The sequence below is a fragment of the Hydrogenophaga sp. genome, assembly GCF_030656115.1.
In the GTDB taxonomy this organism is placed as follows: Bacteria; Pseudomonadota; Gammaproteobacteria; order Burkholderiales; family Burkholderiaceae_C; genus Hydrogenophaga.
The window spans coordinates 1-13,292 of sequence record NZ_JAUSOO010000100.1 but is presented as its reverse complement, the minus strand read 5'-3'; the positions used below and the strand labels follow the sequence as shown (position 1 = coordinate 13,292).

12 protein-coding genes are annotated in these 13,292 nt (G+C 62.5%); 3 read left to right on the top strand and 9 right to left on the bottom strand.

The features are described 5' to 3' along the window. The coding region (locus Q7J58_RS12870) for a TCP-1/cpn60 chaperonin family protein (RefSeq protein WP_304828524.1) at positions 1-538 on the top strand (538 nt) is incomplete at its 5' end. 179 nt (positions 539-717) lie between these two features. On the opposite strand, the gene tal is transcribed toward Q7J58_RS12870, so the two are convergent. Then, complete coding sequence (gene tal, locus Q7J58_RS12865; protein WP_304828521.1) at positions 718-1,659, bottom strand: transaldolase; 942 nt, start codon at positions 1,657-1,659, stop codon at positions 718-720. Between the two features lie 59 nt (positions 1,660-1,718). Here tal and Q7J58_RS12860 point away from each other — a divergent pair, with 59 nt between their 5' ends. Beyond that, positions 1,719-2,567 (top strand): SIS domain-containing protein, encoded by an 849-nt coding sequence (locus Q7J58_RS12860; protein WP_304828518.1) that lies wholly within the window; start codon positions 1,719-1,721, stop codon positions 2,565-2,567. A 248-nt stretch (positions 2,568-2,815) separates the two neighbouring features. Here the strand turns inward: Q7J58_RS12860 and Q7J58_RS12855 are convergent, their stop codons facing one another. From Q7J58_RS12855 to Q7J58_RS12820, 8 genes are all read right to left on the bottom strand, one after another. Then, positions 2,816-3,880: an oligopeptide/dipeptide ABC transporter ATP-binding protein gene (locus Q7J58_RS12855; RefSeq protein ID WP_304828514.1), complete on the bottom strand. Its 1,065-nt coding sequence runs from the start codon at positions 3,878-3,880 to the stop codon at positions 2,816-2,818. Then, positions 3,877-4,866, bottom strand: a complete 990-nt coding sequence (locus Q7J58_RS12850) for an ABC transporter ATP-binding protein (protein ID WP_304828511.1) — start codon at positions 4,864-4,866, stop codon at positions 3,877-3,879. The genes Q7J58_RS12855 and Q7J58_RS12850 overlap by 4 nt, the downstream gene beginning before the upstream one ends. 100 nt (positions 4,867-4,966) lie before the next feature. Continuing rightward, the gene (locus tag Q7J58_RS12845; protein ID WP_304828509.1) at positions 4,967-5,878 is read right to left on the bottom strand and encodes an ABC transporter permease; all 912 of its coding nucleotides are present in this window, start codon (positions 5,876-5,878) and stop codon (positions 4,967-4,969) included. Between the two features lie 131 nt (positions 5,879-6,009). After that, complete coding sequence (locus Q7J58_RS12840) at positions 6,010-7,587, bottom strand: ABC transporter substrate-binding protein (RefSeq protein ID WP_304828507.1); 1,578 nt, start codon at positions 7,585-7,587, stop codon at positions 6,010-6,012. Between the two features lie 50 nt (positions 7,588-7,637). Continuing rightward, positions 7,638-8,864, bottom strand: coding sequence for a M20 aminoacylase family protein (locus tag Q7J58_RS12835; protein ID WP_304828504.1), 1,227 nt, complete (start codon positions 8,862-8,864; stop codon positions 7,638-7,640). Positions 8,865-8,883: 19 nt separating this feature from the next. After that, positions 8,884-9,864 (bottom strand): ABC transporter permease, encoded by a 981-nt coding sequence (locus Q7J58_RS12830; RefSeq protein WP_304828501.1) that lies wholly within the window; start codon positions 9,862-9,864, stop codon positions 8,884-8,886. A gap of 63 nt (positions 9,865-9,927) precedes the next feature. After that, complete coding sequence (locus Q7J58_RS12825) at positions 9,928-11,499, bottom strand: ABC transporter substrate-binding protein (protein ID WP_304828498.1); 1,572 nt, start codon at positions 11,497-11,499, stop codon at positions 9,928-9,930. Between the two features lie 170 nt (positions 11,500-11,669). Then, positions 11,670-12,353 carry a DUF3047 domain-containing protein gene (locus tag Q7J58_RS12820; protein ID WP_304828496.1) on the bottom strand — a complete coding sequence of 228 codons (684 nt, stop codon included), beginning with the start codon at positions 12,351-12,353 and terminating at the stop codon, positions 11,670-11,672. 409 nt (positions 12,354-12,762) lie between these two features. Here Q7J58_RS12820 and Q7J58_RS12815 point away from each other — a divergent pair, with 409 nt between their 5' ends. Beyond that, positions 12,763-13,116, top strand: coding sequence for a helix-hairpin-helix domain-containing protein (locus tag Q7J58_RS12815; RefSeq protein ID WP_304828493.1), 354 nt, complete (start codon positions 12,763-12,765; stop codon positions 13,114-13,116). The last annotated feature ends 176 nt before the right edge of the window (positions 13,117-13,292 follow it).

Here is a 13,292-nt window from a genome sequence, read left to right as displayed (position 1 = left end):
CAAGCTGGCCGGCGGTGTTGCCGTGATCAAGGTTGGCGCTGCCACCGAAGTCGAGATGAAGGAAAAGAAAGCCCGCGTGGAAGACGCCCTGCACGCCACCCGCGCTGCGGTGGAAGAAGGCATCGTGGCCGGTGGTGGCGTGGCCCTGCTGCGCGCCCGTCAGGCCGCTGGCACCATCAAGGGTGACAACGCCGACCAGGACGCCGGTATCAAACTGGTGCTCAAAGCCATTGAGGCGCCCCTGCGCGAAATCGTGGCCAACGCCGGTGGCGAGCCTTCGGTGGTGGTCAACGCCATCCTGGCCGGTTCGGGCAACTACGGCTTCAACGCTGCCAACGACACCTACGGCGACATGATCGAAATGGGTATCCTGGACCCGACGAAAGTGACCCGCACCGCGCTGCAAAACGCCGCTTCGGTGTCCAGCCTGATGCTGACGACCGAGTGCATGGTCGCCGAGTCCCCCAAGGATGACGCACCTGCCATGGGCGGCGGCGGCATGGGTGGTATGGGCGACATGGGTGGCATGGGCATGTAATTGCTCTTTGCCTGAGACGCCAGCCGGCGTTGCAAGGGCTTGCCGTGGCGCTGCCTACGCCCTTGCGCCTTGGCCTGGCGCCTCGTGCTGCGTCGAACCACATCGCTGTGGACTGACAAATCCCCAAGAAAAAACCCCGCGAGGCAACTCGCGGGGTTTTTTCTTGGGGCGCCCGGCACCTACTTCATCAAGCCTTCGAGCTTGATCGTGTCGGCCACAAACGCGCGAATGCCCTCGGCCAGCTTCTCCGTGGCCATCGCGTCTTCGTTCATCGCAAAACGGAAGCCCGCTTCGTCGTAATGCACGAACGGAATGTCCATGGCCTTCGCGGCTTCGGCGTCCAGCGCTTGGGCCAACGGCGCTTCGGTGGCGGCCAATTGCGCCAGCAAATCGGGGCTGATGGTCAGCAAATCACAGCCCGCCAGCGCCGTGATCTGGCCCACGTTGCGAAAACTCGCGCCCATCACCTCGGTGGCGATGCCGTGCTTTTTGTAGAAGTTGTAAATGGTCCGCACCGACTTCACGCCGGGGTCGCTGGCTCCGGCCATCACGGCCTCATCCCAGCCCGTACCGGCATTCTTTTTGTACCAGTCGTAAATGCGGCCCACGAACGGCGAAATCAGTTGTACCTTGGCCTGTCCGCAAACAACCGCTTGTGCAAACGAGAACAACAGCGTCAGATTGGTGTGAATGCCCTCGTGCTCCAGCCGGGCTGCGGCCTGGATGCCTTCCCAGGTGGACGCGATTTTGATGAGCACCCGGTCCACATGCACACCCTCACCCTGGTACAGGTCAATGATGCGGCGCGCGCGCGTCACGGTGGCTTCGGTGTCGAAACTCAGGCGAGCATCCACTTCGGTGGAAACCCGACCGGGGATGTGTTTGAGAATTTCGCAGCCAAAGGCCACCAGCAGGCGGTTTATCACCTCGTCAAGCCCTTGCGCGCCGTATTTCGCCACAGCAACTTGTAGCAAATGGGCGTATTCGGGTTTTTGCACCGCTTTCAGGATGAGCGACGGGTTGGTGGTCGCATCCCGAGGCGAGAACCCCGCGATTTGGTTGAAATCACCGGTGTCAGCGACCACGGTGGTGAGTTGTTTGAGTGCGTCAAGCTGGTTCATGGCGCCATTATCGGGTGTAATAAGGTTTCACAAAAATCAAGTAACTCTGAGACAACGCCATGCTCGACCGTATCAAAGCCTCCTTGCCCTCACTCGCACCCGCAGAACAACGTGTGGGCAAACTGGTGTTGCTCGACCCGCGCAGCTTCGCCAGCCTGCCCGTGTCTGAACTGGCCGACCGCGCCCACGTGAGCAAACCCACCGTGGTGCGCTTTTGCCGCAGCATGGGCTACGACGGCCTGTCGGACTTCAAGCTCAAGCTGGCCGGCACGGTGAGTGAGGGCGTGCCTTTCATCCACCGCAGCGTGGATGTGGACGACAAGGTGGGCGATGTGCTGGTGAAGGTGATCGACAACACCGTGGCGGCGTTTCTGAAATACCGCAACGATGCCTCCACCCACTCGATTGAAAAGGCGGTGGATGCGCTGTTGGTCACCTACAAGAACCGGGGCCGGATCGAGTTCTTTGGCGCGGGCAATTCGGGCATCGTGGCGCAAGACGCGCAGCACAAGTTTTTCCGCCTGGGCATCAACGCCATTGCCTACAGCGACGGACACATGCAGGTGATGAGCGCCTCGCTGCTGGGCCCGGGCGACTGCGTGGTGATCATCTCCAACTCCGGGCGCACCCGCGATTTGATGGACGCCGCCGACATTGCTCGCAAACACGGCGCCACCGTGATCGTCATCACCGCCAGCGGCTCGCCCCTGGCGGCTGCCGGGCACATCCACCTTTCTGCCGACCACCCCGAAGGCTACGACCGCTACAGCCCCATGACCTCGCGCCTGATGCATCTGATGGTGATCGACGTACTGGCCACCTGCCTGGCGCTGCGCATTGGCGGCAGCAAGCTGCAGCCGCTGCTGAAAGAGATGAAGAACAACCTGAGAAGTAAACGCTACGCTTGACCGTGCGCGCTGAGGGCGGGAAGCCCCCCTGCGCCGCTGCGCGGCTTCCCCCCGGAGGGGGGACGATGCCTGTGGCCCGGCAGAGCCGGTTCCACGGCATCTCTTGACTTGGAGCCCGCGCGCCGACCCCACCCGAGGACGATGGGTGCGTCCCGCAGCGAAATAAAGGAGGAGGCCCGCGCTGCGGGCCGGGGGACATTCGCGGAGGGGTGCGCCCATCGTCCGCGCCAACGCCCACCCGGTTCCGATCAGATCCGCCCTTCTTCCACCGCATGGCAGGCAATGCGGATACCGCCCAGCGTCAGCAATGCAGGGCGTTCCACGCGGCAGCGCTCGTTGGCATGCGGGCAGCGCGGGTTGAAGGCGCAGCCGCTGGGCGGGTTCAGCGGGTTGGGCACTTCGCCCGACACCGGCGTGCGCGCCCTCCCCGTGTCGTGCATCTTCGGAAACGCGTCCAGCAGCATGCGCGTGTAGGGGTGGCGCGGGCGGTCAAACAGCGTGTGCTTGGGCGCCAGCTCCACCAAGCGGCCCAGGTACATCACGCCCACCTGGTCACTCACGTGCCGAACCACTGCCAGGTTGTGGCTGATGAACAAGTAGGTCAGACCGCGCTCGCGCTGCAAATCTTTCATGATGTTGAGCACCTGCGCCTGCACGCTCACGTCCAGCGCGCTGGTGGGCTCGTCGCACACCAGAAACTCGGGCTCTGTGGCCAGCGCCCGCGCAATGGAAATGCGCTGGCGCTGGCCACCCGAGAACTGGTGCGGGTACTTCACCCGGTCCAGCGGCGACAGTCCCACCGACTTCAGCAGCTCGTCCACCCGCTCCCGCAGCGCCACCGGCTCGGTTTCAATCCCGTGCTCGCGCAGCGGCTCGGCAATGATGTCTTCCACCCGCCAGCGCGGGTTCAGGCTCGCGTAGGGATCCTGAAAAATCATCTGGATGCGCCGGCGCAACTGTCGGCCTTGTGGCGTTTTGAACGCGGCGTGGGCGTCCAGCCCGTCAAACTCAAAACCGCCGCGGGTGGGTTCGTACAAGCCCACCAGCAAACGCGCCACGGTACTCTTGCCGCAACCCGACTCGCCCACCAGCGCCAGCGTCTGGCCACGGGGAATGTCAAACGACACGCCGTCCACGGCCCGCAGCAACTGGCGGGGCTGGCGTTCAAGCACGCGGTTGAGCCATGGCGCCGATACATCAAAGGTCTTGGCCAAATCGGTGGCGCGCACCAGCGGCGCGGTGTCGATGTCAGGTATCGCAGCGTTTTCCGTCTGTGCGGCCTGCGCCGCCGGGTCGGTCCGGTTCGTGGTCATGCGGCCATCCCCGGGGTCAACACGGTCGATGCGTCGTGCAGCCAGCACGCGGCGCGGGTGGCGCCCGCAGGCATCAGGTTGGGTCGCTCCACATGGCAGCGGTCCACCACCCGGTCGCAGCGCGGGTTGTAGGCGCAGCCAGTGGGAATGGCGTTCAGGCGCGGCATGGCGCCGTCAATCTGGTGCAGGCGCTCGCGGTCTTGGCTCATGTCGGGTATGCAGGCCATCAGGCCCGTCGTGTAAGGGTGGGCCGGGTGGTTGATCACTTCGTGCACCGGCCCGATTTCGGCCATGCGCCCGGCGTACATCACGGCCACGCGGTCGCAGGTTTCGGCAATCACACCCATGTCGTGCGTGATCAGCATCACCGCAGCCCCACGATCTTTGCAAATGGTTTTGAGCAGCGTGATGATCTGCGCCTGGATCGACACGTCCAGCGCGGTGGTGGGCTCGTCGGCCACGATCAGCTGGGGCTCTGCGGCGAGGGCCAGGGCAATCACCACGCGTTGGCGCATGCCGCCCGAAAACTGGTGGGGAAAGTGGTCAATGCGCTGCTCGGCCGCCGGAATACCGGTGTCTTGCAGCAGCCTGATGGCGCGCTTGCGCGCTTCGGCCTGGTTCACCGGCAGGTGGGTGGTGATGGTCTCGATGAGCTGGCGCCCCACCGAATACAACGGGTTCAGCGAGGTCAGCGGGTCTTGGAAAATCGCGCCAATCTTGCGCCCACGCACCTTGCGCATCTCTTCGTAAGGCAGATTGTCAATGCGCTGACCATGCAGGCGTATCTCGCCACCCGCCACGCGGCCTGGCGGCTCCAGCAGGCCGATGATGGCCGCGCCGGTGAGCGACTTGCCCGCACCCGATTCGCCCACCACGCCCAGGATTTCACCCGGCGCAATGGCAAAGGAAATGTCGTCCAACGCACGCAGCGTGCCACGGCGGTGCGGAAATTCGACCACGAGGTTTTTAACTTCTAGCAGGCTCATACATTCTCGGAGAAAAGTGCGATCCGCCGCCGGGCCGCCCCAAGGCGGATCAATCCCCTCGGGGGGCAGCGACGACACGCAGTGCGGAGCGTGGGGGTTATCACCGGAGGCGAGGATTGAGTGCATCGCGCAGCCAGTCGCCCAGCAGATTGACCGACAAGGCAATCAACACCAGCATGGCGCCGGGGAAAATGGTGATCCACCACTCGCCAGAAAACAGGTAGTCGTTGCCCACGCGAATGAGCGTGCCCAGCGACGGCGACGTGGGCGGTGCGCCCACGCCCAGAAACGACAGCGTGGCTTCGGTGATGATGGCCGTGGCCACCTGGATGGTGGCCAGCACCAGCACCGGCCCCATCACGTTGGGCAGCACATGGCTGCGCATGATGCGCAGCGGCGCCACACCGGTCACGCGGGCGGCCTGCACGTACTCCTTGTTGCGCTCCACCAGGGTGGAGCCGCGCACGGTGCGGGCGTATTGCACCCAGCCGGTGAGCGTGATCGACAGAATCAACACGCCAAACGCCAGCCCTTCGTGCGCGTTGGGAAACAGCGCACGCCCCACACCGGCAATCAACAGCGCCACCAGGATGGACGGAAACGACAGCATCACGTCGCACAGGCGCATCAACACGCCGTCCACCCAGCCGCCCAGAAAACCAGCCAGCAAACCCAACGACACGCCGATCAGCACCGACAACACCACCGACGCCAGACCGACCGCCAGCGAGATACGAGCGCCATACATGATGGCCGACAAAATATCGCGCCCCTGGTCGTCGGTGCCGAGCAAGAAGTGGGTTGAACCGCCCTCGCTCCAGGCCGGTGGCAGGCGTGCGTTGGAAAGTTCGAGCGTGGCGAGATCAAACGGATTGTGCGGTGCGACCCACGGCGCAAACACGGCGCAAAAGATGCAGGCAAAGGCCATCACCGCCGCCACGATGGCTGTCGGAGACGTGCGGAAGCTGTGGCCGACATCGCTGTCCAACCAGCGGTGCAGAAAAGAGATCAACGTGAAGTCCTTGAAAGTCAATGGTGTGGCGAACCGCAAGCCCAGGGCTCGCACGGATCGGGTTTCGCCGGTCCCAGGCGGCCGCCACCGCAGTGAAAACACCGCAGATGGTGTGTAAGACGCTTGCGCGTCTATTTGACCGACATGTAACGGAACGGCATCTGGTTGTCGGCGCGCTGCGTCAGCTGCACGTTGCTGCCCACACCCCAGGCCAACGCCTGCTGGTGCAGCGGCAGGTGCCCGATGTCGCCGGCGTGCAGTTGGAAGGCCTGCTTGATCAGGGCGTCGCGCTTGGCTTTGTCGGTCTCTGACTGGATCTGCATGGTCAACTCGTCGACCTTGGGGTTGCAGTACGCACCCAGGTTGAACTGGCCACTGCCCTTGTCGTCCACGCAACGGATCAGCGCGTTGAGCACGTTGTGCGAGTCGTAGGTGCTGGGTGACCAGCCGAGCAGATAAAAACTGGTGTCGCGCTTGAGCACTTTCGGGAAGTAAGTTCCCTTGGTCTCCACCTGCAGGTTCACCTTCACGCCAATGCGCGCCAGGTTGGCCGCTACGGCCTGACAGATGTTGCCGTCGTTCACGTAACGGTCGTTCGGGCAATTCATGCCCACGTCAAAACCACTGGGGTAACCGGCATCGGCCAACAGCTTCCTGGCCGCCTCGGGGTCGTAGGGCAGGCGTTTGTCCATGTCAGGGTCGTAACCGTTCACGCCCGGCCCCACCAGCAAGGCCGCCGGCGTGGCGGCACCGCGCATCACGGTGCGTTGAATCCCCACGATGTCGATGGCTTGGTAGAACGCCTGGCGCACACGTTTGTCCTTGAAGGGATTCTTGCCCTTTACATTGGAAAACAGCAACTCGTCGCGCTTCTGGTCCATGCCCAGAAAGATCCAGCGCAGCTCGGGGCCCTGCAACACGTTCGCCTTGCCGCTGGCGTTGATCCGCGCCACGTCCTGCACCGGTACGGGCTCGATCACGTCCACCTGGCCCGAGAGCAGCGCGGCCACGCGGGTGGAGTCGTTGCCGATCGGCGTGTACTCCACATTGACCACATTGCCTTCTATCTTGCCCCAGTAGCTGCCGTTGCGCACGAAAGCGGTCTTCACATTGGGCTGCCGTTCCCGCAGGCGAAACGGTCCGGTGCCGTTGGCACGGAACGAAGCCGCGTTCTCGATGCCCTTGCGCCGATCGACCGGGCGCGTGGCCTGGTTTTCTTCCGACCACTGCTTGCTCATGATGTAGAAGAACGACAGCACATCGGGCAGGATGGGAAACGGCGCATGGGTCTCGATGTCGACCGTCAAGGGCCCCACCTGGCGCACCGCTTTGATCTCGTTGGTGTAACTTTTCATGTCCGATCCGTCGCCCGCGCCCCGGGCCAGGCTGAACAGCACGTCGGCGGCGGTGAAGGGCTTGCCGTCGTGGAAGCGTACGCCTTGGCGCAGCTCGAAACGCCAGACCGTGGGCGAGGTCTGCGACCAATGGGTGGCCAGTGCCGGCACCAGTTTCAGATCCTTGTCGCGGGTGACCAGCGGCTCGTACACGTTGCCCGTCACACTGAGCTGCAACGACTCATTGAGCGAATGCGGGTCCATCGACAGCGCATCGCCCTGGTTGCCAATGCGTATGGTCTGCGCCGACGCTGCGCCCAGGGCGGTCATGCCTGCGATCACCAGACTGGTTGCCAGCGTTTTCTTCAGTTTCATGCTTCGCTCCTAGCGGTGGGTTGGGGGTCAATAGAAAAATGGAGCACCGGTCACGCCGCTTCGGCCAGCGGCATCCCGTGTTCAACCAAGCTGGCGTGCAGCGCAGCACCCAGTGGCAGCACATCGTCGTTGAAGTCGTAGCGGCTGTTGTGCAGATAGCACCCACCCATGCCGCTGTCGAGGCCTTGGCCCAGCCGCAGGTAGGCTCCGGGTTTGACCTGCAGCATGAACGAAAAATCTTCCGCACCCATGCTCGGGTCCATGGCGCGGTCCACATGCTCATGGCCCACCAGCTTTTGTGCCACATCGGCGGCAAAGCGGGCCTCCTCGCGGCTGTTGATGGTGGCCGGGTAAATGCGTTCGTAATGCACATGCGCCGTGGCGCCCAGGCCCAGGGCCACACCCGAACACACCTCTTGTATGCGGCGCTCCACCAGGTTTTGCACCTCGGGGCTGAAGGTGCGCACGGTGCCCACCAGCGAGGCTTTGCCGGGCATCACGCTGAACGCACCCATGTCGCCCGCCTGCATGGCGCACACGCTGATCACCGCACTGTCGATGGCGCGCACGTTGCGCGACACGATGCTCTGCAAAGCCGTGATGATGTGTGCCGATACCAGCACGGGGTCCACCGTCTGGTATGGGTGGGCGCCGTGGCCGCCTTTGCCGTTCACTTCAATCGTGATGCGGTCGGCCGAAGCCATCATGGGCCCGGGGTTCACGCCCACGGTGCCGGGTTTCATCTGGGGCCAGTTGTGCATGCCATAGACCGACTGCACCGGAAAGCGGTCGAACAGACCGTCTTCGATCATGGCCTTGGCGCCGGCAAAACCTTCTTCGCCGGGCTGAAAAATCAGCACCGCGGTGCCATCAAAGTGCCGCGTTTCGGCCAGGTAGCGCGCCGCGCCCACCAGCATGGCGGTGTGGCCGTCGTGGCCGCAGCCGTGCATCAGGCCGGGCCTGGTGGACTTCCAGGCAAAGTCGTTGTGCTCGGTCATGGGCAAGGCGTCCATGTCGGCGCGCAGACCCATCATGCGGCCGCTGCCACGCTCGCGGCCATGGATCACCGCCACCACGCCAGTTTTTCCGATGCCGGTGTGAATGGCGTCAACCCCGCACACCTTGAGCGACTCCACCACCCGCTGCGCGGTGTAGTGCTCCTCAAACCCGATTTCCGGGTGGGCGTGCAGGTCGCGGCGCAGGGCCGTCAGTTCGGGGTGAAAGGCAGCAATGTGCGCAAACGCGCGGCCGTGGGCTTTGATGCGGGGTGCCAGCATGTCGGTCTTTTCGAAAGCGTCAATGCCCACCCGATTTTTCCACGCGCAGGCGGGGGTCCACCGCGAAATACAGCAGATCCACCACCAGGTTGATCGCCACAAAAATCAGCGCAATCAGGCACAAATAGGCCGCCATGACCGGAATGTCGGCAAACGTCACCGCTTGAATGAACAACAAGCCCATACCCGGCCACTGAAACACCGTTTCGGTGATGATGGCAAACGCAATCAGCCCCCCCAGCTGCAGGCCGGTGATGGTCATCACCGGCACCAGGGTGTTCTTCAGTGCATGGCCAAAGTGCACGGCCCGGTTGGTCAGGCCCCGGGCGCGGGCAAACTTGATGTAGTCGGCGCGCAGCACCTCCAGCATTTCGGCGCGCACCAGCCGCATGATCAGCGTGAGCTGAAAAATGGCCAAGGTGATCGCAGGCAGCGTGATGTGGTGCCAGCCCTTGGCGGTCAACAGCCCGGTGGTCCACCAGCCGAGCTGCGTCACCTCGCCCCGGCCAAAGCTGGGGAACCAGCCCAGGTTCACCGCAAACACCAAAATCAACAAAATACCAATCAAAAACGTGGGCAACGACACGCCCAGCAGCGACACCGTCATGAACAACTGGCTGACAAACGTACCGCGTTTGAGCGCCGCATAAACGCCCATGGGAATGCCCACCACCAGCGCCATCACCGCAGCCACCAGCGCCAGTTCCAGCGTGGCTGGAAAGCGCTCAGCAACCAGTCGCGAGACCTTGGCGCCCTGGCGCAGGCTCAGGCCAAACTCGCCTTGCACCGCGTTGGCCAGAAAATGCCAAAACTGAATCACAAACGGTTGATCCAGCCCCAGGTCGGCGCGCAGCTCCAAAATCTGGTCGGCCGTGGCGTCTTGCCCCAACAGAAACACCACCGGATCGCCCACATACTGAAACAGCATGAACGCAATCAGTGCCACACTGACCATGACGATCACGGCCTGCGCCAGCCGCCTGAGAATGAATGCAAACATTGTTTTTTGAAATAAAGAAGGGGACGACCTTCACAGGTTGCGCCCCCTACGACCAAGCAAAAATCAGTTTACCTTGATCAGGCGCCAGTCCAGCCGGTTGTCGGCGCGGTGCACCACGTCGATGTTTTTCTTCATGGCCCAGGGAATGATCTGGTTGTGCAACGGAATGTGGGCCACGTCCTCGTTTTGCAGCATCAGCGCCTTGTTCAGCAACTCGGTGCGCAGCTTCAAGTCGGTCTCTTTCTTGGTGCGCTCCACCAAAGCATCCATCTGCGGGTTGCTGTAGCGGCCCACGTTGTAGTTGCCGTCGCCGCCTGCGCCCACCGAGCGCGTGAGCGACTGCAGGCTGTAGAGCGCATCGAACGTGGGCACGCCCCAGCCCAGCATGTAAATGCTGGCCTCAAAGCGCTGGATCATCGGGAAATACGTCACCAGCGGCAGCGTGCGCAGCTTGGCTTTCACGCCAATGCGCGCCCACATGGATGTGACGGCCTGGCAAATCTGCTCGTCGTTGATGTAGCGGTTGTTGGGGCAGGCAAAGTCCACCTCAAAACCGTCTTTGTAGCCCGCATCGGCCAGCAGTTTCTGGGCGGCGGCCACGTCAAACGGGTAGCGCTTGTGCACCGCCTCGCTCCAGCCGTTCACCTGCGGTGCCACCAGCGCGCCGGTGGGCTGGCCCAGGCCACGCAGCGTCACCCGGGCAATGGTGTTGATGTCGATCGCCTGGTACAGGGCCTTGCGCACGCGCTGGTCTTTCAGCGGGTTTTTTCCCTTGATGTTGCTGCCCGGCAGCTCGTCGCGGTGCTGGTCCATGCCAAAGAAAATGGTGCGATTTTCAATACCGTCCACCACCTTCAGGTTGCTCTCCGACCTCACCCGAGGCAAATCTTGCGGGCTCGGATCGAGCACAAAGTCCACTTCGCCCGAGAGCAGCGCGGCCATGCGCGTGGCCACGGCCTTCACCGGGGTGTACACGATTTCGGTGGCATTGCCTTCCATCTTGCCCCACCAGCCGGTGTTGCGGGTCAACACAATCTTTTGATCAGGCTGCCATTCTTTCAACACAAAAGGGCCGGTGCCGTTGGCGTTGCGGTGGGCAAAGTTCTCGTCTTTGGTGCGAATGTCTTTCGGCGCCACCGAGTTGTTTTTCTCGGCCCAGGCCTTGCTCATCATGCGCAGCTCGGTCAGCTGGTTCAGCAGCACCGGGTTCGGGTCTTTGGTAAAGATGTCGATGGTGTTGGCATCCACCTTCACCACGCGGTCGATACCCTGGGTGTAAACCGCAAAATTCGACGTCTTGTTCATGGCGCGCTCGATGGAAAACACCGCGTCGTCGGCAGAAAACGTGGAGCCATCGTGAAACTTCACGCCCGTGCGCAGTGTCAGGCGCAACTGAGTGGGGGTGACCTGCTTCCAGCCCGTGGCCAAAATCGGCTCGGGCTTGAAGGTCCGGCTGTTGTAATACACCAGCGACTCGTACACCGCAGCATGCACCCCGTTGGCCAGGGCGTTGTTCTGCGAATGAATGTCCCAAGTAGGAATGTCACTGGAGCTGGTCCATTTGAAGGTCTTGGCTTGGAGTCCGCCGGCGGTGAACGCCAGGGCTGCACAGAGAACGGTCAGTCGGTACTTCATTGGTTGACACCTGAATGAATGGAGGAGATTCCACTATGCAACATCCGTTCCCGATTGAGCACGGTGCTAACCCGTATCCCTCCGCATCCCAGTAAACGGTGCAACCGGGCGCCCGCCCGCCACGCTGGAGTCCCCCATGGATGCACCTACTTGTCGGTACACCCAGCGACTCAGCGAGACCCGTCCACAGCCCTGGGTTGCAACGTCAACCCGCCGTACCAAGCCCTCAGCCGGCTTTGCGTGTTGTCGGTATCGGTCATCAAGGCCACCGCCGTCAAAGGCCCGGGCGGCTCTCCAAAAGCCTTCAAGAAATCAGCCTGCACATCGCGCTCGTGGTCGCGCCAGCGTCCAAGCTGGTCAGGGCCCGACTCCACCACCAGCTTGCGAATGCGGTCGGTGCGCGGATTCACCACAATGGTGCCTACCGGCTCGGTGTTGCTCCACACGTAAACCAGACTGGCGTACGGCAACGGCTCCCCCGTCAGCAAGCGCGTGAGTTCAGACAGCCGATGCGCACGCGGTGTGAGCTTGGTTCGGTCACCGTCAAAAGCCAGCACCACCCGTACCGGGGAGTCTTCGTTGTGCGCGTCGGCCAAATCGGCCCCTGGCGCCAAACGGTCAATCTTCCAAGAAAAAACCAGCCGCCCAGCCTGCACAGGCGCTGTATCCATCTGCTGGCGCAAGATGCTCACCGAACGTTCGGCCACCACCAGCAAGGCTGGGCGACCCTGCATATGAGCCGCATCAAACGGAGCAAACACCTTGCCCGGCAGCAAAAAAGGCTCCCATTCGCGCACCGTTTCGGGCGTCTTGAACAAACGGCGCGCAACCAACCGTGCGGCAGGGCTGAGCAAAGACCGGTCACTTTGCACCCTCTCAAGCGGTTCATCATCGATGCCAGCCCCTGACACCCCAGACGGTGCCGGCGGCCATGCACAGGCGGCCAGAAAACCGGTCAATAAAATTCCTGCACCCCGCCAGTACATCATCGACACCCTCCACCCAGAGAGGCCGCAGCAGGCAAGAACGCACGGGTGTTGTCAAAGTACATATCTGAGCCCACTCAAAACGCGTGAACGCTAAAAAATTCACGAAACTTTGTAAAAAACGGAATTTTAAAAATGTCATCCCCAAAACAGATGATGCGGAAAACAGCCCAATCGCTCTAAATTGGGAACTGGTTGCACATTGCAGCCAGCAGCCCGCCAACGGCTTGTCAAGCCAGGGCTGTCCCCCCAGTCAGCACCAAGGAGGAATTCAACCATGATCAAAAAAACACTCGCGACTCTGCTCGCGCTCTTCGCCGCAGCAGCCTTGGCGGCCGTAGACGCCAACGAGGCCTCGGTGGCCGACCTCGACAGCATCAAAGGTATTGGGCCGGGCACATCCGCCAAAATCCTGGAGCAGCGCAAGGCAGCCAAGTTTAAAGACTGGGACGATCTGGTTCAGCGCGTGTCAGGCATTGGCGACAAACGTGCGGCCAAGCTCTCGGCCGAAGGGCTCACCGTCAACGGCACACCGTTCAAGGCCAGCGAGAAGCAAACCGTAGCAACCAAAACACCCAAACCCCTCGCAGCAGCCGACAAGCCGCAAGACACGGCGCCCGCCAAGAAATAGGCGTCCAATGCAGCGTAACAACGCTGCGGGCTCAGCATCGGCATAGGGGGCAGCCATTATCGGCTGCACCCCTGCCACACCACCCGGCATGCGGGTCCGCACCGGGCGGTTCGAGAGTTTGAGGTCAGGACAGTCTTGGTAACCCCAGCCCGTCAAAGTACGCAACGGTCAGCACG